The organism is Consotaella aegiceratis (genome assembly GCF_036541425.1).
Taxonomy (GTDB): domain Bacteria; phylum Pseudomonadota; class Alphaproteobacteria; order Rhizobiales; family Rhizobiaceae; genus Consotaella; species Consotaella aegiceratis.
The window spans coordinates 1-20,362 of sequence record NZ_JAZHFT010000054.1 but is presented as its reverse complement, the minus strand read 5'-3'; the positions used below and the strand labels follow the sequence as shown (position 1 = coordinate 20,362).

Here is a 20,362-nt window from a genome sequence, read left to right as displayed (position 1 = left end):
GGCGCCGCGCAGGGACCCCATCCGTTATAACTATTTCAAAGGCTTATCGCGCTGATCGGCGTCGAGCTCCAACGCCGATTCACATGCATGTCGTCGAAACGCTCGCCGAAGATGAACCAGTATCCGTTACCGATGACGCGGTCGCCTTCGTAGTAGGTCATCGGGAAAAATTGGTGCTTGCCCGGCTCCAACTCTTCGATGATGTCCTTGAAATATTGCGGCACCAAGAGCGTCGTGCCGATTCACCAATTGAAGTCGAGAAGCGGAAACTCGAACACGCCTGGCCCGCCGCGCTGCAGCTTGGTCGGCACATGCTCGGGATGAACATGTCGACCGGCATCAATTGATCTAGCAATGATCAGCCGACCACCGTCCTGTGTTGGGTCGATGAGCGTGATCCTATCCGGCTCGCCGCCCATCGCCTCGAAATCGGTGGATTCGTATTGGTTCTCCAGCAGGGCCAAACGAACGATGCGCACGTAGACGCTGTATGATGCTCCGAAGAGGATTGGCTTGGACTGCATACTTCATTCTTTCGTCCACCTCCTCAGAATTGGAACCCGAAGCCAGAAGTCCGACATTCCATCCTACCGCTAGGTTATGCTACCGACGATATGGCCCCGTAAAGAGGTCGCCAAGGGCCCTTCGAAGCAATACCGTCAGTCGGCGCTTCTTCATATTCCAAGGCCGGTCGTGATCGAGATGGCATCGCTGGCAAAGGGCCGCGAGGTTTGCTGCAGCGTTGTTCGTCGTATCCTGATCAAGATGGGCGCAGGCAAGCCGCACAAGCGTCGAGCAGATGGCAGGGTCGGGTTCGTTGTTATCGGGCGCCGGAATCTTCTGACGCAGCAGCCGCCCTCGCCCGTCACGCCAGCGCCCGGCCTCGACGTCGAACCAGCGCCCATCGCCGAGATGCTGAACCGTCTCGCCATGCGGGCGGCCACAGCGCTCGCATCGTCCTTTTGCCCGGCCGAAACGGATCGCGGCCGAAAGCTGCGGCCAGTCGATCGGATAGAAATGCCGGTCCTCAGGCTTGATCGGCATTGGCTCCCCCCTCCTCCGCCGACAACTTGAGTCCCTCGTTGAGAGCACCCGTTTCCAGGACACCATTCTCTTTATATTTGTTCCGTGCGCGGATGATGGTCACCCGGCTGACACCGTAGTCGCGTGCAAGCTGCGAAATCGACACACCATCCGCGATCTTGGCCATGATCGTTTGTTTTTGGCTTTCGGTCAGCCGCGGCGGTCGGCCGAGAGTTTTGCCCTCTGCCTTGGCTCGTTCAAGACCGGCTTGAGTCCGTTCGATTAGAAGGTCGCGCTCGAACTCGGCAACCGCGTTGATGACCCCCATAGTCATCCGGCCCGCGGCACTCGTTAGATCAACGCCGCCGAGCGCCAGGCAGTGAACCTTGACGCCGAGATCGGCCAGATGATCGACCGTCTTTCTGACATCCATGGTATTTCGCCCGAGACGGTCGAGTTTGGTGACGACGAGAACGTCGCCTTCCTCCAGCCGGTCAACGAGCTTGGTGAAGCCCGGACGCTCGGAAGCGGCAAGCGAGCCGGAGACGGTCTCCGTCATCACCCGTCGTGGCTGAACCGAAAATCCCGCCGCGTGGATTTCGCCGAGCTGATTGTCGGTCGTCTGCTCGATCGTCGAGACACGAGCGTAGGCGAAAATGCGGGACATGAGGTCACAGCCAGCCAAAACTGTATCAAAAACGGTCTCCTCACCATTGAACATGTTCGAAATATGCGCAAGCTGTTTTATGTGACATATCGCGTTGCCCTGTTCGAAATCGATCGTTTTCGTTCGTCCCAATTTTGAGGCACATCGTGACTTTGAGGTCTGGCTGTCGTTCAGACCCAAATCTTTTAGAGGGTTATTCACGCGATTTGGGGTACATTCGCTTTTCGGTTATTTTTGAGCTAGTTGGCCTTGCGAAACGAGTAGACTATTTGCTAGCATTTATCTTCATTTTGGTCTGAGGCTTTGTCAATGTCAGAATCACAACAGAGGATGGTCCCCATAACTGAGAATGGTAGACTCAACATCCCCGCAGACATGCGGCGGGCATTGGGTCTCGAAGGTGCTGGGCGTGTCATTCTTCGAATGGACCAGAGCGGCATTCATATCACGACACGCAAGCATGCCCTACAGCGTGTTCGCGAACTGGTGGCGCCTTATGTCAAAGAAGGCGTCAGCATGGTCGACAAGCTAATCGCGGATCGAAGAGCTGAGTCGGCCAAGGAAGAGAATGAGACGCAAGAATGGCTCGCGTCTCACGGTAAATCGCAGAAGTCGGATGTCTGAGTGCATCCTGGACGCCTCCGCGCTCCTCGCCCTGATCTTCGACGAACCAGGCCGGGATCGGGTGGCGAAGACTCTGCCCGGTGCCATCGTCTCTACGATCAATCTGGCGGAGGTCGCAACGCGGCTCTTCGACGCCGGCATTCCCTCGGACACGGTCTTACAGATCTTCGAGGAACTGCAACTGACCGTCATTTCGTTCGAAGCCGATCAAGCGCTGACAGCAGCCAAATTTCGCGAGCCGACGCGGGCAGCCGGATTGTCGCTCGGTGATCGGGCTTGCCTGTCCGTCGCTCATCATCTTCGCATTCCCGTTCTGACGGCCGATCGGGTATGGGCGGATCTTGCCGAGTTGCTGTCGGTCGAGGTGATCCTAATCAGAGGGACATAGAGACCGGCAGCGCTCTTCGTCAGTTCGATCTGTTTCAGCCGAGCGAAAGCGACGGTCAAATCGGAACGCGCTGGAACGGTCTCCTACCTTCGATGGAGAAGCGCCTATCGTCGGAGGCTGCAGCCCGCCGCAAGCAAGGCGACCTTCACCGCCTTGCGATTACCCATAAGTGCCGGGACCGCCTTCGGGATTTTGGGCCAAAGTTCTTGAACCCGATGAATCGGCTATGATTCCTGTGTGAGCACCTGATGATGCGGTGAGGTGCTCAATGGCGCGTATGAAGGAGCAACGGTCGGCACGTTTGCAGCATTGGTCGGAAGGCGAGGTCGATGCCGGGGCGTTCAAGGACGCTCGTCTCGGCCGTCGATTCGCGGACCTGCTTCGGCGTTTCGGTGACCGAATGGGCGCGACAATCCCGCTTGCCTGCCAGGATTGGGCGAACACCAAGGCGGCTTACCGCTTTTTCGCCAATCCGAAGGTCGAGGAAGCGGAGATCTTGAACGGGCATTTCGAGGCGACGAAGGCGCGCTGTGGTGCCCACGAAGGCCCAATCCTGCTGCTTCAGGACACAACCGAATTCACCTATCAGCGCCGAGACCCGCATGCCGTCGGCTTCACCAAGAGCGTCAACAGCGGGCGCGACGGAAAGGGCCGGATCCGGTACCACACGGTCTGCGGGATCCTGATGCATTCCAGCCTGGCTGTCACCGAGGAGGGCCTGCCGCTCGGCCTCTCGGCAATCAAGTTCTGGAACCGCGAGAAGTTCAAGGGCACGGCGCAGCTCAAACGTAAGGTCAACCCGGCGCGGGTGCCGATCGAGGCCAAGGAAAGTATCCGCTGGCTCGACAATCTTCGCCAGTCGCTGGCCCTTCTCGGCCAGCCCGAGCGCTGCGTCCATGTCGGCGACAGGGAGAGCGACATCTATGAGCTCTACTGCCTCGCCCAGGACCTCGGTACCCATTTCGTCGTCCGCACCGTCGTCGACCGGCTTGCCGGCAATGGCGATCATACCGTGGCCACGGAAATGCTCGATGCCGAGAGCGCAGGGGAGCACGCAATCGACGTGCGTGTCGACGGTGAAACGGTGGAACGCATCACCTTCGACATCCGTACCAAGCGGATCCGGGTCTGTCCGCCGATCGGCAAGCAGAAGCGCTATCCGTGTCTCGACCTGACGGTGATCCACGCCGTCGAAATCGGCGCACCGGACGGCCGCAAGCCGATCCTCTGGAAGCTCGTCACGGACATCGATGTAGCCTCCCTCGACGAGGCCGTCGAGAAGCTGCACTGGTACGCCATGCGCTGGAAGATCGAGATCTTCCACAAGATCCTGAAGTCGGGATGCCGAGCCGAGGATGCCAAGCTGCGCACGGCCGATCGTCTCGCCAATCTCGTCGCGCTCTTTGCCATCGTCAGTTGGCGTGTGATGTGGATGACCATGATCGCCCGAGCCGAGCCCGACGCTGGCCCGGCCATCGCGCTGACGCCCGGGGAAATTGCCATTCTCGACCGTCTCGTCGCAGACAGCGGCAACCGCGGAGCCAAACCGGGCACGCTTCAGCTCTACATGATCAAGCTGGCCCGTCTCGGCGGCTATCTCGCCAGGGCGTCCGATCCTCCACCTGGCAACATGGTCGTCTGGCGAGGATGGCGGCGGCTCATCGACATCCAAATTGGAACCGAACTTCATCCCTGCCCGACTTGTGGGTAATCGCAAGCTTCACCGCGGGATTACCCTGTCGGCCTCGTTGAGGATGATGCAAACAGTCTGAGCCATGACCCCAGACTCGCACAGGACACCGCCTCTGTAAATCCTATGAATGGGTCACTCATCAGGCGAAATGCCCGCGCCGAGCTTGGCCGCATCAATCCGTTTCGGCCATCTCGTCCTGGAACCAGCGCTTGATGGCATTCATAGTCCGATAGGGACGGTCGTCGCGCCAGGCAAGAAACCAGCAACCTTCGCGGACGACCATGCCGAAGGGCGCAGCGAGCCGGCCGGCACGGATCGCGTCCGACACCGACGTACCGGGTCCCATGGCGACGCCTTGTCCCGCCTCCGCCGCCGATATCGTCAGTGTCAGCGTGTCATAGAGCACGCTCGGGCGGTCGGGGAGCACGACGCCCGCTTCGCGAGCCCAATTCGTCCACATGTCCGGAGGCCAGCGGATTTCGAGGCGCGGCAGGGACCATAGAAAGTCCGGCATTTTCTCGTCCCCGGTCAGGAGATCGGGGCTCAGCACCGGCCCGAAAGTTTCCGGACCGATGCGCACGACCGTCATGCCCTCGATCTTCGGCATGATCCCGACCCCGACATAGACGTCGATGGACGGGTCGGCCGGATTGATCTTGCGGTTCCATGTCGTCATGCGCACCGACATGCCGTCGAGGGCCGCCTCGAGCCGCGGCAGGCGCGGCAGCAGCCAACGCAGCAGAAAATTGTCAGGCGCCGTCAGCATGATTGAGGACTTGTCATAGGCGGCGCGCAGATGCTCGGTGCCGCGCACGATCGAGGCGAAGGCTTCGGTGACGGTCGCCGCGAAGCCGGCAGCCTCGGGGGTGAGGCGCATGGAGCGATTGCCGCGCTCGAACAACGCGATGCCGAGTTGGTCTTCGAGATGGCGGATGTGCCGGCTGACGGCACCATCGGTAACGTTCAGGTCCTCGGCGGCCTTGCGCACGCTCCCCAGGCGTGCGGCCGCTTCGAAGGCGCGAAGAGCGTTGAGCAGATGCAACATGTCGATACTTGATATAAACTCAACCGATTGACGGAATTGTAAATTGTCGCCTCCGCCGAGTCCATCTTACAATTTTTCTGTTTTTTGGGCTTTTGCGCACCTTAAAACTTATGGAAGCTGCGCTTGATGCCCTAGTTTTTCTGACCGGATTCAAAAAGAGCTACCTTGACCGCTGCCCCCACCCGGCTGATCATCGATTGCGATCCTGGCCATGACGATATGGCGGCGATCCTGCTCGCGGCCCACCATCCCGCCATTAGCGTTGAAGCCATCACCACCGTGTGCGGCAACGCCTCAGTCGATAACACGACGAACAACGCGCTGCGTATCGTCACGGCCTTCGGGCTCGACGTGCCTGTCTTTCGCGGGGCCCCACAGCCTTTGCTTCATCGGTACGACTATCCCTCGGCCTTCCACGGCCCAACTGGGCTCGACAGCGCCGGTGTCGACTTGCCGCCCTCCGCCCGGCAGGAGGAGAAAAAGAGCGCCGTCGAGGCGATCATCGAACGCGTCGAGAACAATCCCGGCGCAATCAGCATCGCCGTGCTCGGACCGATGACCAATCTCGGCCTCGTTCTAGCCCAGCGCCCCGACCTCGCCGGCGCCATCAAGCAGATCGTCTTCATGGGCGGTTCAACAGGCGAGGGCAATGTCACCGCCGTCGCCGAGTTCAACATCTGGGCCGATGCCGAAGCGGCGCGCATCGTCCTTCGCTCCGGTGTCAGGCTCGCGATGTTCGGTCTCAACGTGACCCATCAGGCCCTGATCTGCCCGGCCGACCTCGACGCCGTACGGGCAGCCGTGCCGGGCGAAAACGCCGTTGCCGACATTCTCGATTTCTATTGCCGCACCTTCTATCGTTTCGCAGGTGCCGATCAGCCGGGGGCGCCCATCCATGACCCCTGCCCCATCGCCTATCTGATCGCCCCGGAAATTTTCGAGACTGTCGCCTGCCCTGGCAAGGTCGTCGTCGGCAACGAAAGCTACGGCCAGACACTCATCGACATGCGCCGGCAGGATCCGACCCACGACAGCCGTACACGCAACGTCACCGTCGCGACGGCGATCGACCAGAAGAGGTTCACCGCACTTCTCATCCCCGCCCTCTGCTGGGGTGCCGAACAGCTCCGCAATGGCCTTTCAGCCGCAACATGAGGAAACAACTCATGAGATACCTCAAGACCATGGTGTTTGCTGCCGGCCTGCTCGGCTTGGCCGCTTCTCCGGCTCTGGCCGAAGACACCTCCTTGACCATGATCGTCACCGAGGGCGCGGACGCCGCCGCCCTACGAGCGGTCGTCGACGCCTACGAGGCGAAACACTCGGACGTTCACGTCAACGTCCAGGCCTATCCCTTCTCGCAGTTCTTCCAGGTTGCCGATCTCAGGCTGGCCTCGAAGGATTCGGGCATCGATCTGATCTACGTCGACGAGCCGCTCGTCGCCAGCTATGCCTCGCGCGGGTTCATCGAGCCTTTCGCGGCCGAAACCGACACGTCCCAGCTGGTCGACACGGTCGTCGAGGCCGGCAAATATGACGGCACGCTCTACGCCCTGCCGATCAACAATTCGGCCCAGGTCCTGTTCGTCAACCGACACCTGTTCGAAGAAGCCGGCATCGAGCCGCCCGCCGGCCTGGCGCCGGGCGACACCGCGACACAGGCCGAAGTGGACGATCTGGCCGCAAACAAGCGCTGGACCTGGGAACAGGTCGCCGACGCGGCGCAGAAGCTGACCGTCAAGGACGGCAACCGCACCACGCGTTACGGCTTCTCGGTCGAGCAGTATGGCGAACTCTACCAGCTGCAACCGCTCGGCGAATCCCTCGGATTGGCCGTCATCAGCGAAGACGGCTCCACCGCCGAAGGCTATCTCGACGGCGAGGCCTGGACCGAGGCGGCGACCTTCTGGTCGAACCTTTACAACGACTGGGGCGTCAGCCCGCGCGATCTCGCCTTTGGCCAGGCGCCCCAGATGTTCGTCAACGAACAGCTGGCGATGTTCGTGGGCGGCACCTGGAACATCTCGGCCCTCATCGCGAGCGGCATTGACTACGTGGTCGCCCCCCATCCCTATTTCGAGGGCGGCAAGGTCGTAACCCCGACCGGCTCCTGGTATGTCGGGATCAACGCCGCCTCCGGCAACAAGGACGTCGCGGCCGATTTCGCCAAATACCTGACCGTCGATCCCGAGGGCACGAAGGCATGGTTCGACAGCCTCCAGCAACTGCCGACCTACACGCCGCTTCTCGACGAGATCAAAACCTCGGACACCTATGCGAGCTTCCCGGCGAACATGTTCCGGCTCGGCGTCTACGAATCCCTCAACACCGCCAAGGTCCGTCCCGTGACCGCCGCCTACGGGCAGCTGCAGGACGCCTTCCGGTCGAGCTTCATCGACATCGCCAACGGCGTGGCGGTGAAGGACGCGCTTGCGGATGCCGTCGCCAAATATGACGACGCCGCAAAGCGGGTCGCGCAATAGATCGGGCCATGACAGATTGAGCCGCCCCTCGGGGCGGCCCGAACCCAAGCGTTTCGAGATGGTGAACCGACCGCCACTTCTGCTGATCGCGGCGCTTCTGGCGCCAGCCCTCATGGGGCTGTGCGTGTTCACGCTCTATCCGATCGTCCTGGCCGTCGGCGAAAGCTTCTGGAGCCTCAGCAAGGGCGAGCGGATCTTCGTCGGTTTCGGCAACTACCTGACCCTTTTGGCCGACAAGGGTTTCTGGAATTCGCTTTGGGTGACGGTCTGGTTCAATGTCCTGATCAACCCCATCCAGATCGCGCTCTCGACCGGGCTGGCGCTGCTCTACACCCAGCGCTTCCGCGGGATCGGCTTTTATCGCTTCGTGTTTCTCATTCCGATCGGCGTGTCGCTGCCGACCGCCGTCATGATCTGGCGGATCATGCTGAGCCCGGACGGGCTGATGAACGGCCTGCTCGATCTGTCCGGCGTCCCGCCCCAGCCCTGGCTGACGTCGCAGGGGCTGGCGCTTTATTCGATCATCGCCATCGCCACCTGGAAGGGCATCAGCTACTGGATGATCTTCATCATCGGCGGGCTGCAGCTCATCCCGACAGAGATCTATGACAGCGCCCGGGTCGACGGCGTCAAACCCTGGCAGCGTCTGGTTTTCATCACCCTGCCTCTGCTGCGCCCGACGCTCCTGTTCGTGCTGGTCGCGGACGTCTCGATCAACTTCCTTTTGTTCTCGCCGATCTACATGCTGACCCAGGGCGGGCCGGCCAATTCGACCAATGTCCTGATGTACGAGGCCTACAAGTCCGGCTTCGTGTTCGGCGACATGGGCCGGGCCATGGCCATCATCGTCATGGTGGTGCTGATCCTGATGATCGTGGTCGGACTGCAGTTCCGGCTGCTCGCGGGCTCGCGGAAAGCGAGGGCGAGATGAGCGACCGGACCATTGGATCGAAAAAGCTCTTTCGGCTGGGGTTCCGGCATCTCGGCTATCTCGTCGTCGGCTTCGTCTTCATCCTGCCATTGTGGTGGGCGGTCATCTCGTCGCTCCGCCCTAATGCCGAGGTCTTCGCCGACGTCTTCCCCTTCACGGTCAGGGCGCTCCTGCCATCGCCGGCGACCCTTGATGCCTATGTCGCGATCTTCGACAAGGGTTTCGGCACCATCATCGCCAACACGCTGCTGGTGGCGCTGACGACGATGATCGGCGGCATGCTGGTCAACGGCATGGCCGGCTTTGCCTTCGCCGTCTTCGATTTCCCGGCCAAGCGCATCGTTCTGAGCGTCGTCATCGTCAGCTTCATGCTGCCCTTCGAAGCGATCGCCATGCCGCTTTATTCGGTGACGCGCCAGCTCGGCTGGCTCGACCATATCCAGGCGCTGATCGTGCCGAGCACCGCCAACGGCCTGGCGATCTTCCTGTTCTACCAGTTCTTCTCGCAGGTGCCGCGCGACTATCTCGACGCCGCCCGCCTGGACGGCGTCAGCTGGCCGAAGATCCTCGCCTTCATCTATGTGCCGCTGTCGATCCCGACCTGCATCAGCGCCGGCCTGCTGCTCTTCATCTTCCAGTGGGAGGCGTTCCTGTGGCCGCTTCTGGCCATGCCGTCCCAGCAATTCAAGGTCATCCAGGTCGGCATGGCGGCCTTCCAGCAGCAATACCAGACGATCTGGAACCAACTCTTCGCGGTTTCGGTGATCACCGCCTTCATCCCCATCGCCTTGTTGCTGCCCTTGCAGCGCTTCTACGTGCGGGGATTGGCCGGGGCAGGATTGAAGGGATAGGACATGGCCGGTCTCACGCTCGAAAAGGTGCGCAAGACTTTCGGCGACACCGAGGTGGTCAAGGGCGTCGATCTGACGATCGAAGACGGCGAGTTCGTCGTGTTCGTCGGCCCGTCGGGCTGCGGCAAGTCCACGCTCTTGCGGCTGCTCGCGGGTCTCGAAGACCTGAGCGGAGGAAGCATTGCCATCGGCGGCCGCGACGTCTCGACGCTCGAACCCTCGGCGCGCGGTGTCGCCATGGTCTTTCAGTCCTATGCGCTTTATCCGCACATGAGCGTCGAACGCAATATCGGCTTCGCCCTCAGGATGAACGGCATGCCGAAGCCCGAGGTGCGCCGCAAGGTCGAGGCGGCTGCCGACATCCTGCACCTGCGCGACCTTCTCTCCCGGCGCCCGAGCGAGCTTTCCGGCGGCCAGCGCCAGCGCGTCGCCATCGGCCGCGCCATCGTGCGCGAGCCAGACGTCTTTCTGTTCGACGAGCCGCTGTCCAATCTCGATGCCGAACTGCGCGCCGAGATGCGCCTCGAAATCGCCCGCTTACACCAGGAACTCGGCGCGACCATGATCTTCGTCACCCACGACCAAGTCGAGGCGATGACGTTGGCCGACAGGATCGTCGTTCTCAACGCCGGGCGCGTCGAACAGATCGGACGACCGCTCGAACTCTACGACGACCCGGCCAACCTCTTCGTCGCCACCTTCATCGGCGCGCCACGGATGAACCTGTTGCGGGCCGTCATTGCGGACAGCACCGGCGGCTCGGTGCGCTTTTCGCTGCCAGATCACCCGAACGCCGGCTTCTTGCTTCCGATGGAGACACCCCCATCCCAGGGCGCCGAACTGCTGCTCGGCCTCCGGCCGGAACATTTCGCGGCAGGGCTCGGCGTGCCGCTCTCGGCCAGGGTGGATGTCATCGAGCATCTCGGCAGCGCCTCGTTCGCCTATTGCGGAACGGAGACGGAACGGCCGCTGACCGTGGAGCTTAGAAACGGGCGCGACGCGGAATCGGGAACCGAGCTTCGAACCGGGTTCGATCCCGCCTCCTGTTTGCTTTTCGACCCCCTGACCGGAGCGCGGCTCCGCTGAGATGCGCAGGCGCGGCCTCACGTGCGGCGTGATGTTCATGGAACGCAGCTCATTGACGAAGTCCCTGGTGTCGAAGCCCCTGTCGGCACCCAGCGTGATCGCCTGCGAGCGGTCGCCATGGGGTTCGATCATCGCTTGCCAAGATGCAGCAGATGCAATGGAGCCGCATGGGCGCTCATCTCCTGCTTTAAACCCGGCCGCGAACCCTCGACGGCTCCCTGCGCGAGACCTTCATGCAGTGGTATCCCGGCATGGTAAACGACGAACAAGCGAAGGACGAAATGGACAGGGTCGCATAAACGCCCCACAATTCATCATGCTCCCCAGAAGGGAATCACGCCCCGGCCAAAAGCGCAAACCGACTCCGAGTTCAATCAAACCGCTTGTCTTGAGACCTGTGCGCGAAGCGTCGATTTCGAGCGCTTTTGCTGATGTTTTGCGGCCCGCCGGGCGAGGGCGTCATCATCTCCTGGATCGTCGCTCCAGAACCCCCCGTTCGGCTGTTTACGGGCAGAGTCCGCCCCTGGTCATGCCGCTCTGGCTCGCAGGATGACGGCCGACCGCCGCAGATTGTAGGCGATCGCCGTCAGTCGGACTTGAAGTCCGGCCTTGGCGAGCCCCATCCAGCGCATTCGGCGAAGGCCATAGCTGCGCTTCCAGGTGCCGAAGATCTTCTCGATCCTGCGGCGGATGCGGCCAACCGCCTCGTTCCATTCCTCCAGTCGACGCAAGGCCTCTTCACCACCCCAGACGCCACGGCCCGGCAGGCATGACGTTCCGCCGGCCGCTTTGATCAGCATCTCGTTGGCGTGGCTGGCATAGGCCAGATCGGCATAGACGCTGCCCGGATCGTCGGGCAGCACGGCGGCCAGCATCTTGCCGTCGTTGACGTTGGCCGGCGTCATCTCGATCTCGCGCACAATGTCGCCCTCGGCATCGGTCGCCACATGGGCCTTGTAGCCATGGACAGCGGGCCGGCGCCGATGCTTGACCCAGCGCGCCTCCTCGTCCTTCTCCTTGCTGGCCGAGGCGATCACCGTCACATCGATCAGCGTGCCCGTCTTCACCATGACGTTCTTCGCATCGAGCTGGCACGGCATTGATGCGCCACGTCGTGGCTGGATTGGGTACCTCGACCAAGACAGTGCAGCTCAGCGTCGTCCGGACCAGCGACAAGGCGATTTCGTTCTATCGCAAATTCGGCTTCAGTGTGATCGGCGAGGAGATCGTGGAGGCGCTCGGATCGGCTCGCCTGGATTGTCTCGTCAGCTCGGGCGTGTAATTTGAGATGGTTCGAAAGCCGCTAAGCTGGGAGCAACCGACTGATGAGAGACCTTGATCCCGATGTTGCCGACGAAGTGCCGTGGTCCGAAAAGATCTCCCCTTACGACGAAGCTCATTTCGTCACCTACATGCGGCTTCTCGATGCCGAGTCGGAAGGCGCCGATTGGCAGGAAGTCGCTCGGATCGTTCTGCACCGCAATCCTGTGGCTGAGCCCCAACGTTCCCGCCGTTGTTGGGAGGATCATCTAAGGCGCGCGCGATGGATGACGAAAACCGGCTACTGGAAGATTCTTGCGAATGATCGCGATACTCTCCAGTGACGCTTTGAATCGATGATGCTAGGCTCTATCTGCTGATCTGCCTTCGAGGCCCGCAAGGGCCGTCAGCTTCCGCCAGGGCGAAACGCAGAATGGGCTGCCGCTGCGGGGTTTCCGGTTTCCCGACACAACAAAACCGGGCCTTTTAGCCTAATCTTGGCGGCCAACGACCAAAGTCGCCCCGTCCACGATACGCACCCGATCAAACCCTTCCTCAAGGGTTGGCGGTTCAAACAAGCGGGCGACTGACCGGATCGAATCCTCTGGAACACGCAAATCTTGCTGCCGAGCGCTACTGCGTTCCAATGCCACGGCGAGAGGCACCTTGATCCAGACGGCTTCGACGACAGCCTCAGCCGCTCGGGCAATATCCACGATGGGTTGACGATGACGCGCTCCTGGCAAAGCCGCGTCGAAATAGATGACGTTCGCCTGCTCCGGCTGCTGGGCAATCCAGGACGATTTGCCCGCCCCCTGTAAGCCGCAGACGATCACCACTGTCTGCACTTGATGATCGTTCAAAAGCTTATGTTGGAGCGTTTCGTGGCACCGGCGCCACGCCGCTTTATTTCTCTCGACGCTCCACAGCCGGCCATGTGGTGTGAGGAGGAAATCATCAGGGTTTATGATACGAGGGGCGAGACGGTCGGGCATGAAAGCGCTCCGGAAGCTGGTCTATCATGACCATGTCGGCACATTCTGGGAACCATCCCGTTGTCGAGTTGCATGCCACCATCGAGACGACAGCGATCTATGCCAATGCCCTGGGAGAAGAGCAACGCTCGATCGCCAAGCGCATGTGGAGCTGACGGCCCAGCTATTCGAATGACGACGTCCAATCCTGACCGCCGTAGAACACTCGCAGAATCGTGACGCGGGACGGCGAAACCCGGAAGGCGATCGTCACCCGGCGCTCGAAGCCGACAATTCGCAAACCAGGGCGAATATCGTCCCGCGAATGGCCGCGCTCGGCAGCCGTCTCCATGTTCCGACAGTGGGCTTCGAGACGCTCGACGTAGCCGAATGCGATCTCTGGCCCTGCCTTATCGGCAATCCAATCATACAGCTCGCGCAAGTCCTCCAAAGCTTCGGGCGCGAACTCGACGATGCGCTGTCTCACTTTCGTCCTGCCAGACGCCTTGCATGGCGCTCGCGCAGGTCGGCGAACACATCGTCCAAACTATGGGCGCGCGCGGGGTCGGTCTGCATGGCATCGTAGACCGGAGCAACTTCCTCTCGAAGCCAGCGCTCGACGGCGGCATCCCGCTCCTGCAAGGCACGCAGACCCGCCCGGACAACTTCGCTGGCCGAACTGTAAGCACCTGATGAAACCATCTTGTCGATGAAGCTGGCGTGTTCGGCCGGAAGGCTCACGGTACGCTTTTCAACGGCGGGCATGAGCAATCTCCTGAGCTGGAAAACGTGAACCTATAGTAGGAATAATTCATACCATAGGTTCCAGGCTTCGTCATCCATTGACCGACCCGGGAGCGGCTGGCCGGATAAAAAAAAGCCCGTTCGGGGGAGGATCCGAACGGGCTCCGATATTCAAGCAAACGTGGGAGGAGTTGTTTGCTGATGGTCTTGTCGCATAGTTTGGCTTGTCGAGGCAGTCCGGCACGCGCATGGCAGCCATGCGTAGTGTGGCCAGTTCGATCACCATGCCTTGGCCCGCGTTACCCGCCGCGTCGGCCAGGCGCTTCACCGCCCTCAGCTCCCGTCCTGCGGCGAGCGCTCCCGTTCAGCCGCGGACACCACCTCGGCGGCGGCTTCCATCTCGTGAGTGGCCGTTTTCAGATGCGTCTCGGCTCGAGGCAGTCTCAGCTGCCGCGTGATGGTCACCATGTCTCGCAACTGCCGAACCATGGCCCGCAACGTTGCAAGACCCCATCGCCTTTCAGGCATTCGTGCCCTCCGCCAGCACTGAAGCCAGAACGCGCTTCGTTCCTCCCAGGCCGCAAACGCGCAACCTTTTGATTCAATTGAGGCAATATCATCGATTTTTTTGTAGGCAAATGCAAAAAGCAGGTCCTTGTTCGATGAGCTGCAGGGAAATCCGGCTGATACCATTGAGGTAGACCCGGTTTCTCTGCCGATTGCCCCAGGTCTTTCGAAAGGCCCATGCTCTCGAATGCTCGAATGCAGAGCTCGACTTCCACGACCTTAGCCGACGGTTGCGCGCCAAATTGATAGGCGTGGTAGATTGTCTCAGCCTTCCGCTCCGGTTGATTAATTCATCACAGTGAATTAATAATTCCACTCTAGCGCCATAGTTGGAGGGTTTGGGCGCTTGGGGAGGATGGGAAATGGTCGGCCCCGACAGGGCGAGTATCAAACAAGGCCAGGGATCGAACTCCGGCCAAATTCGGCGCTTCAACGAACGGGTGATCCTCGCTGCCTTGCGACGAATGGGCCGAGCGTCGAAGGCGGACCTCGCGCGGATCGCTTCTCTGACCAACAATGCCGCCGGCGTCATCGTTCAGGAGCTCGAGAAGGCCGGATTGGTCTCGGTCCTTGGCAAGAAGCGTAATGGCGGCCCGGGCCAGCCACCGACCATGCTCGCGCTCAATCCCACGGGCGCTTATGCGATCGGCATCCGACTGGACCGCGGGACAATCAAGACCGTTCTCGTCGACTTCACCGGCGCTGCGCTCGCTCAGTACGTCCACACGCTCGACCTGCCATCGCCGCAGGATACGGTGGCGTTGCTCGCCGAAGACATCTCAAAGCTTTTGGAACGCCTCGCGCCCGATCGAAGGAATCGGCTCGTCGGCATCGGGCTCGCAACACCGTACAATCTGGGAGCCTGGCTAGAGCTGCTGTCTTTGCCGGCTGCCACATTCCGCTGCTGGGAGGACTTCGACCTCGGCGCGGCCATATCCGAGGCGACGGGCCTCGAGGTCGTCATCGAAAATGACGGCGCCGCCGCCACGATTGCCGAACTGTTCTACGGCCAGGGGCGGCGGATCGACGACTTCCTTTATCTCTTTGTTGGCCCGGCGATCGGCGGCGGGTTCGTCAGCGACGGCGAATATTATCGGGGCTCCAACGGCAATGCCGGTGATATCGGCATGATCCCGGTGCGGCCATCGAGTTTGCCGTCCGCTCCATCGACGGACAAGACCTGGGACATCCTTCTTTCTCGCGCTTCAGTGAATTCGCTGGTCCGTCATTTGCGCTGGTCGGGCCAAGTGATCACCGGACTGGATGATATCGAGCCCGCCGCGTCTGCTGCGCCTTCGGCGACCGCCGAATGGATTGACGACTGCGTCGAGGCCCTTGCTCCCGCAACACTCGCCGCCTGCTCCATTCTCGACGTAGCGGCCGTGGTGCTGGACGGCGATTTGCCGCCCGCTGTTTTGGAAGACCTAGCTTCTCGACTCGAAAGACGCATGGCGGCGGAGGCCGCGGAGTCGCGCCCTCCGCCGCCCTTGGTCCTTGGGACGCTGGGCAAGGATGCCGGCGCGATCGGTGCGGCGACACTCCCTTTGCATCTGAACTTCAGCCCTCATGCGGCGATCCTGACGCGAGGCGACGCTCGTGCTCGGCTCAACCCGAACGGTCGCACCGAGGCGGACCGAAGCACTCTTGGAGAAGCGATCAATGGCTAAATCGCTCAGCAACGACACTCCTCCTATCCTCGAGATGGCCAACATCAGCAAGACGTTCTTTGGCGTTCACGCGCTATCGGGCGTGCAGCTCTCCGCTTCAGCCGGCGAAATCCACGCGCTGATGGGAGAGAACGGGGCTGGCAAATCGACGCTGATGAAGATCCTGTCGGGCGCCTACCGCGCCGATCCCGGCGGCGAAATCCGGCTGGACGGAAAACCGGTGCAAATCGATGGTCCGCTCGCCGCCAAGCGGCTTGGTATTGCCGTCATCTACCAGGAACTGAGCCTGTCGCCGAATTTGACCGTCGCCGAGAACATCTATCTCGGCAGCGAGCCGCGCTCCACCGGCATGATCGACCGCAGCGCCATGGAAAAAGGTGCAGCGCCCATCCTGACCCGTTTGGGCGCCACCTTCACACCCAAGACGGTGGTTGGCGATCTGTCGATCGCCGAGCAGCAGCTGGTGGAGATTGCCCGCGCCGTTCATGCCAACGCCCGTATCCTCGTCATGGACGAACCGACGACGGCGTTGTCCTCACGGGAAACAGACCGCCTTTTCGAGCTGATCCGCCAGCTGCGCGGCGAGGGCCTGGCGATCATCTACATCAGCCATCGGATGAACGAGATCTACGAACTTGCCGATCGTGTTTCGGTCCTGCGCGACGGCAGCTATATCGGCACCCTGACGCGCGACGAGCTTTCCGCGGAAAGCCTAGTCAAGATGATGGTGGGGCGCGATCTCTCGGGCTTCTACACCAAGGAGCACGATGCACTTCGAAGCTTCGGGCCTGTCGTTCTGGAGGTCAAAAACCTCGGTGATCGACGCCGGGTGAAGTCGGCATCGCTGTCCGTGCGCGCTGGCGAGGTGGTCTGTCTGGCCGGCTTGGTTGGCTCCGGGCGAACGGAACTCGCGCGCTTGATCTTTGGTGCCGAACCGCCGGCTCATGGCGAGATTTTTCTGGAAGGTCAGCCCGTCGACGTCGCCTCGCCCGGCAACGCTATCGCCAGGGGGATCGTCTATCTCACCGAGGACCGAAAGGCCCAAGGCCTGTTCCTGGACATGAGCGTTCAGGACAACATCAATCTCGCGGTGATCGGTCGAGATGCCAAAGCGGGAGGCATTCTTGACCTCAAACAGGCGACCAAGCGCGCTCGCAATGCGATCGACGCGCTGAAGATCCGCGTTGCCGGTCCGAGGGTGGAGGTGGGCACTCTGTCGGGCGGCAACCAGCAAAAGGTCTTGTTGTCGCGCCTGATCGAGACGGCGCCGAAGGTGCTCCTGCTCGACGAGCCGACGCGCGGTGTCGATATCGGCGCGAAATCCGAAATTTATCGCCTGATCGACCAGTTGGCGGCCCGTGGCGCCGCCGTCTTGGTCATCTCGAGCGAACTGCCGGAAGTGGTCGGCATGGCCGATCGCGTCTTCGTCATGCGCGACGGCACCATTGCCGGTGAACTCGATGGATCACCCGAGGCTCCCATCAGCCAGGAGTCGATCATGGAATTTGCGACAGGCGCGCGGACGGCTGCCGCGTAGACGCGCGCTGCCTGTCGGGACTGCGGGAGAGTTTGAAGATGAGCGATAACAGCGGAACCATTGCCTTAAGCCCAGAGGCTTCGAAAGCCAGGCATCGCGCCAAAATTCAGGCCATTGTTCGCACCGTCGGCATGGCACCGGTGCTGATCCTTCTGGCGATCGTCTTTCAGATGCTCAGCGACCGGTTTCTGTCCTTGCAGAACCTTGCGATCGTCGCACAGCAAGCCTCGGTCAACATGGTCTTGGCCGCAGGCATGACCTTCGTCATCCTGAGCGGCGGTATTGATCTTTCTGTCGGCTCGATTCTCGCGGCGGCTTCGATGGTCGCCCTGATCGTCTCCAACATTCCCGATATATCCTGGATGGCGATCCCTGCCGGCATCCTGACCGGCCTCGGCATCGGCGCTGTCAACGGTGCGCTGGTCGCGTTCATCCGCTTGCCACCCTTTATCGTCACGCTGGGCGCACTGACCGCAGTGCGCGGCTTTGCCCGGCTCCTCGGCAGCGACCAGACCGTCTTCAATGCGAGCCTTCCCTATGCCGTGATCGGCAGCGGCTCGATCTTTGGCGTGCCGTGGCTGGTGGTGATCGCCTTCGGCGTCATTCTCCTGTCCTGGTTCATCCTGCGCCGAACGGTGCTCGGGGTTCACATCTATTCTGTCGGCGGAAACGAAGCAGCGGCTCGTCTTGCCGGCATCAAGGTGCCGCTGGTCTTCCTGTTCGTCTATGCCGTGTCCGGCGCATTTTCCGGTATCGGCGCGATCATGCAGACGGCTCGCCTTTATGCCGCCAACGGTTTGCAGCTCGGCCAATCCTACGAACTCGACGCCATCGCTGCCGTGATCTTGGGCGGCACGTCCTTCGTGGGCGGCATCGGCTCGATCTGGGGCACGTTTGTCGGTGCCCTGATCATTGCCGTGCTTTCCAACGGGCTGGTGCTGATCGGCGTGTCCGACATCTGGCAGTTCATCATCAAAGGACTGGTGATCATCGGCGCCGTTGCGCTTGATCGCTACCGCCTCGCCGGTTCCGCCCGCACGTAAGGTCGTGCGGCGGCCTGACTTTCGGGGGCGGGCTCGGGTCCGCTCCGAAACCGCTCCGACCTCGCGGGAGTGTCGGTCAAAGAGGCTGGATAAGTTGGATGGTTGCGCGTCCGGCCGCGATTTTGGGAGCAACCGTGGAGGATAGTCGATGTTGAAAAAATTCCTGGCCGCCGGCCTTGCTAGCGCCCTTTCGATCGGCCTCGGTGTCGGGGCCGTGCAAGCGAAGGATCTCAACAAGATCGGGATTTCGCTGGGCTCGATGGGCAACCCCTTCTTCGTCGCTCTGGCCAAGGGTGCCGAGGAGCAGGCCAAGCAGATCAACCCTGATGTCGAGGTTCAGGCCCTCGGCTTCGACTACGATCTCGGCAAGCAGGTTACGCAAGTCGATAACTTCATTGCGTCCGGCGTCGATCTCATCATGCTGAACGCCGCCGACAAGCACGCCCTTGCGCCCGCTGTGAAGAAGGCCCAGGCGGCGGGCATTGTGGTCGTGGCGGTCGATGTCGGTGCCGACGGCGTCGATGCCACGGTCCAGACCGACAATGTTCAGGCTGGCCAGATCGCCTGCCAGTACATCGTCGACAAGCTCGACGGCAAAGGCAACGTCATCATTCAGAACGGCCCGCAGGTCTCCTCGGTGATCGACCGGGTGACCGGCTGCAAGGACGTGCTGTCGAAGGCTCCCGATATCAAGATTCTATCCGACGATCAGGACGCCAAGGGATCGCGCGAAGGCGGCCTCGACGTGATGCTTGGCCATTTGACGCGGTTTCAGGACATCGATGCGGTGTTCACCATCAATGATCCACAGGCGATCGGTTCCGATCTGGCGGCCAAACAGCTGAACCGCACGGACTTCTTCATCACTTCGGTCGACGGTGCTCCGGACATCGAAGAGGCCCTCAAGTCGGAAGGCTCCCTGATCGAAGCCTCGGCGAGCCAGAACCCCTACAACATGGCTCAGAAGGCGGTCACGATCGGCTATGACATCATGAATGGGAAAAAGCCCGAGAACGCCGAAATTCTCGTCCCCTCGAAGCTGATCACGCGCGACAATGTCGACCAGTACGAGGGCTGGGCATCGCACTGATTGCTTGCGACAGAGCCCCGGTCCGCAACAGTGGATCGGGGACTCGACCAGGGCCAGCAGAGCCGCGGTCCGCTGGACGCGGGACAGGGTGATCCTGAGTGATGGAAGGTACTCTAAAGTCACTCTATGACACCTTGAGTGATGTTTAGTCTTACTGCGTCATAAACGGAGTGATTGCTGAAGATGGACCCTGGCGCAGCAGGGACATCGGAGCTGGTTGCGGGCGAGCGCGGTGGCGATCCTTCGGCGGATCGTGGCGATCGAGGTTGGCACGTGCCGCTCGGGCCGGAGCGGCGGATTGGCAGGGTCGTGCACCGCGGGGAACGGGAGGTTTCGGGCGCTCCTTGGTGAAGACGGCGCCTGAGGGGGGAATCGTCTCCTGCTCCAGGACGAGGAAGCCATAGGCCGCGATGCACAGGCTGGCGTGATGATGAAAGCCTCGCCATCCCCGGCCTTCGTAGTGGCCAAGGCCGAGTTCCTGCTTGAGGTCCTGATAGTCGCGCTCGATACGCCAGCGCAGTTTGGCCGTGGCCACCAAATCGCGGAGCGGCGTATCGGCGGCAAGCGTAGACAGCCAATATTTGAGCGGTGCTGCGTCGCCCTCGGGCCACTCGATCAACAGCCATTCCCCGGAGCGGGGCCGGGTGAGGTTGTAGTCCCGCGAGGCGGCCCGCACCCGCACCGCGGCA

26 protein-coding genes and 2 pseudogenes are annotated in these 20,362 nt (G+C 61.5%); 16 read left to right on the top strand and 12 right to left on the bottom strand.

What is annotated here, in order from left to right; translation table 11 throughout:
- Nucleotides 1–35 precede the first annotated feature (35 nt).
- The 4 genes from SMD10_RS22365 to SMD10_RS22350 all read right to left on the bottom strand — a co-directional run bounded on the left by SMD10_RS22365 (nt 36) and on the right by SMD10_RS22350 (nt 1,690).
- Complete coding sequence (locus SMD10_RS22365; protein WP_331687965.1) at nt 36–224, bottom strand: hypothetical protein; 189 nt, start codon at nt 222–224, stop codon at nt 36–38.
- Nucleotides 225–242: 18 nt separating this feature from the next.
- The gene (locus SMD10_RS22360) at nt 243–524 is read right to left on the bottom strand and encodes a hypothetical protein (RefSeq protein ID WP_331687964.1); all 282 of its coding nucleotides are present in this window, start codon (nt 522–524) and stop codon (nt 243–245) included.
- 79 nt (nt 525–603) lie between these two features.
- Nucleotides 604–1,044 carry a hypothetical protein gene (locus SMD10_RS22355; RefSeq protein ID WP_331687963.1) on the bottom strand — a complete coding sequence of 147 codons (441 nt, stop codon included), beginning with the start codon at nt 1,042–1,044 and terminating at the stop codon, nt 604–606.
- Nucleotides 1,028–1,690 carry a recombinase family protein gene (locus tag SMD10_RS22350; RefSeq protein WP_331687973.1) on the bottom strand — a complete coding sequence of 221 codons (663 nt, stop codon included), beginning with the start codon at nt 1,688–1,690 and terminating at the stop codon, nt 1,028–1,030. The genes SMD10_RS22355 and SMD10_RS22350 overlap by 17 nt, the downstream gene beginning before the upstream one ends.
- Before the next feature lie 423 nt (nt 1,691–2,113).
- On the opposite strand from SMD10_RS22350, the gene SMD10_RS22345 reads away from it, so the two are divergent.
- The 3 genes from SMD10_RS22345 (at nt 2,114) to SMD10_RS22335 (ending at nt 4,413) form a co-directional block, all read left to right on the top strand.
- A complete protein-coding gene (locus SMD10_RS22345; RefSeq protein ID WP_331687962.1) occupies nt 2,114–2,314 on the top strand; it encodes a hypothetical protein in 201 nt (66 codons plus the stop codon).
- Complete coding sequence (locus SMD10_RS22340; RefSeq protein WP_331687961.1) at nt 2,307–2,702, top strand: type II toxin-antitoxin system VapC family toxin; 396 nt, start codon at nt 2,307–2,309, stop codon at nt 2,700–2,702. The genes SMD10_RS22345 and SMD10_RS22340 overlap by 8 nt, the downstream gene beginning before the upstream one ends.
- A 268-nt stretch (nt 2,703–2,970) precedes the next feature.
- Nucleotides 2,971–4,413, top strand: a complete 1,443-nt coding sequence (locus SMD10_RS22335) for an IS4 family transposase (RefSeq protein WP_331687960.1) — start codon at nt 2,971–2,973, stop codon at nt 4,411–4,413.
- Nucleotides 4,414–4,567: 154 nt separating this feature from the next.
- Here SMD10_RS22335 and SMD10_RS22330 read toward each other — a convergent pair whose 3' ends face one another.
- Nucleotides 4,568–5,440, bottom strand: a complete 873-nt coding sequence (locus SMD10_RS22330) for a LysR family transcriptional regulator (protein ID WP_331687959.1) — start codon at nt 5,438–5,440, stop codon at nt 4,568–4,570.
- Between the two features lie 165 nt (nt 5,441–5,605).
- Here SMD10_RS22330 and SMD10_RS22325 point away from each other — a divergent pair, with 165 nt between their 5' ends.
- Genes SMD10_RS22325 through SMD10_RS22305 form a run of 5 tightly spaced genes read left to right on the top strand, consistent with a single transcriptional unit; the run spans nt 5,606 to nt 10,791 of the window.
- Entirely contained in the window at nt 5,606–6,595 is a 990-nt protein-coding gene (locus SMD10_RS22325) for a nucleoside hydrolase (RefSeq protein ID WP_331687958.1), read from the top strand.
- Between the two features lie 11 nt (nt 6,596–6,606).
- Nucleotides 6,607–7,923, top strand: coding sequence for an ABC transporter substrate-binding protein (locus tag SMD10_RS22320; protein ID WP_331687957.1), 1,317 nt, complete (start codon nt 6,607–6,609; stop codon nt 7,921–7,923).
- A 58-nt stretch (nt 7,924–7,981) separates the two neighbouring features.
- A complete protein-coding gene (locus SMD10_RS22315; protein ID WP_331687956.1) occupies nt 7,982–8,854 on the top strand; it encodes a carbohydrate ABC transporter permease in 873 nt (290 codons plus the stop codon).
- A complete protein-coding gene (locus SMD10_RS22310) occupies nt 8,851–9,705 on the top strand; it encodes a carbohydrate ABC transporter permease (RefSeq protein ID WP_331687955.1) in 855 nt (284 codons plus the stop codon). The genes SMD10_RS22315 and SMD10_RS22310 overlap by 4 nt, the downstream gene beginning before the upstream one ends.
- A gap of 3 nt (nt 9,706–9,708) precedes the next feature.
- Complete coding sequence (locus SMD10_RS22305) at nt 9,709–10,791, top strand: ABC transporter ATP-binding protein (RefSeq protein ID WP_331687954.1); 1,083 nt, start codon at nt 9,709–9,711, stop codon at nt 10,789–10,791.
- An 18-nt stretch (nt 10,792–10,809) separates the two neighbouring features.
- On the opposite strand, the pseudogene SMD10_RS22300 reads toward SMD10_RS22305, so the two are convergent.
- A pseudogene (locus SMD10_RS22300) lies at nt 10,810–10,923 on the bottom strand (IS5/IS1182 family transposase); the annotation flags it as partial.
- A 5-nt stretch (nt 10,924–10,928) separates the two neighbouring features.
- Here SMD10_RS22300 and SMD10_RS22295 point away from each other — a divergent pair.
- Nucleotides 10,929–11,090, top strand: a pseudogene (locus SMD10_RS22295) (ISKra4 family transposase); the annotation flags it as partial.
- A 228-nt stretch (nt 11,091–11,318) separates the two neighbouring features.
- On the opposite strand, the gene SMD10_RS22290 reads toward SMD10_RS22295, so the two are convergent.
- Nucleotides 11,319–11,891, bottom strand: coding sequence for a transposase (locus tag SMD10_RS22290; protein ID WP_331687953.1), 573 nt, complete (start codon nt 11,889–11,891; stop codon nt 11,319–11,321).
- A gap of 2 nt (nt 11,892–11,893) precedes the next feature.
- Between SMD10_RS22290 and SMD10_RS22285 the strand changes: the two genes are divergently transcribed.
- Complete coding sequence (locus SMD10_RS22285) at nt 11,894–12,073, top strand: N-acetyltransferase (RefSeq protein WP_331687952.1); 180 nt, start codon at nt 11,894–11,896, stop codon at nt 12,071–12,073.
- Nucleotides 12,074–12,116: 43 nt separating this feature from the next.
- Complete coding sequence (locus SMD10_RS22280) at nt 12,117–12,395, top strand: DNA -binding domain-containing protein (protein ID WP_331687951.1); 279 nt, start codon at nt 12,117–12,119, stop codon at nt 12,393–12,395.
- Nucleotides 12,396–12,542: 147 nt separating this feature from the next.
- On the opposite strand, the gene SMD10_RS22275 is transcribed toward SMD10_RS22280, so the two are convergent.
- On the bottom strand, nt 12,543–13,046 hold the full coding sequence (locus SMD10_RS22275) for an AAA family ATPase (RefSeq protein ID WP_331687950.1): 504 nt from the start codon (nt 13,044–13,046) through the stop codon (nt 12,543–12,545).
- A 26-nt stretch (nt 13,047–13,072) separates the two neighbouring features.
- Here SMD10_RS22275 and SMD10_RS22270 point away from each other — a divergent pair, with 26 nt between their 5' ends.
- Complete coding sequence (locus SMD10_RS22270) at nt 13,073–13,201, top strand: hypothetical protein (RefSeq protein WP_331687949.1); 129 nt, start codon at nt 13,073–13,075, stop codon at nt 13,199–13,201.
- Between the two features lie 8 nt (nt 13,202–13,209).
- Here the strand turns inward: SMD10_RS22270 and SMD10_RS22265 are convergent, their stop codons facing one another.
- The 3 genes from SMD10_RS22265 to SMD10_RS22255 form a co-directional block, all read right to left on the bottom strand.
- Nucleotides 13,210–13,512 (bottom strand): type II toxin-antitoxin system RelE/ParE family toxin, encoded by a 303-nt coding sequence (locus SMD10_RS22265; RefSeq protein ID WP_331687948.1) that lies wholly within the window; start codon nt 13,510–13,512, stop codon nt 13,210–13,212.
- Entirely contained in the window at nt 13,509–13,790 is a 282-nt protein-coding gene (locus SMD10_RS22260) for a type II toxin-antitoxin system ParD family antitoxin (protein WP_331687947.1), read from the bottom strand. Before SMD10_RS22260 ends, SMD10_RS22265 begins: the two co-directional genes overlap by 4 nt.
- A 312-nt stretch (nt 13,791–14,102) precedes the next feature.
- Nucleotides 14,103–14,297, bottom strand: coding sequence for a hypothetical protein (locus SMD10_RS22255; protein WP_331687946.1), 195 nt, complete (start codon nt 14,295–14,297; stop codon nt 14,103–14,105).
- Between the two features lie 401 nt (nt 14,298–14,698).
- On the opposite strand from SMD10_RS22255, the gene SMD10_RS22250 reads away from it, so the two are divergent.
- The 4 genes from SMD10_RS22250 to SMD10_RS22235 all read left to right on the top strand — a co-directional run bounded on the left by SMD10_RS22250 (nt 14,699) and on the right by SMD10_RS22235 (nt 19,673).
- Complete coding sequence (locus SMD10_RS22250) at nt 14,699–16,003, top strand: ROK family transcriptional regulator (RefSeq protein ID WP_331687945.1); 1,305 nt, start codon at nt 14,699–14,701, stop codon at nt 16,001–16,003.
- Complete coding sequence (locus SMD10_RS22245; RefSeq protein WP_331687944.1) at nt 15,996–17,540, top strand: sugar ABC transporter ATP-binding protein; 1,545 nt, start codon at nt 15,996–15,998, stop codon at nt 17,538–17,540. The genes SMD10_RS22250 and SMD10_RS22245 overlap by 8 nt, the downstream gene beginning before the upstream one ends.
- 38 nt (nt 17,541–17,578) lie before the next feature.
- On the top strand, nt 17,579–18,583 hold the full coding sequence (locus tag SMD10_RS22240) for an ABC transporter permease subunit (protein WP_331687943.1): 1,005 nt from the start codon (nt 17,579–17,581) through the stop codon (nt 18,581–18,583).
- Nucleotides 18,584–18,731: 148 nt separating this feature from the next.
- Nucleotides 18,732–19,673, top strand: a complete 942-nt coding sequence (locus SMD10_RS22235) for an ABC transporter substrate-binding protein (RefSeq protein WP_331687942.1) — start codon at nt 18,732–18,734, stop codon at nt 19,671–19,673.
- 151 nt (nt 19,674–19,824) lie between these two features.
- On the opposite strand, the gene SMD10_RS22230 is transcribed toward SMD10_RS22235, so the two are convergent.
- Nucleotides 19,825–20,362: transposase (locus tag SMD10_RS22230; protein WP_331687941.1), on the bottom strand; the 538-nt coding region annotated here is incomplete at its 5' end.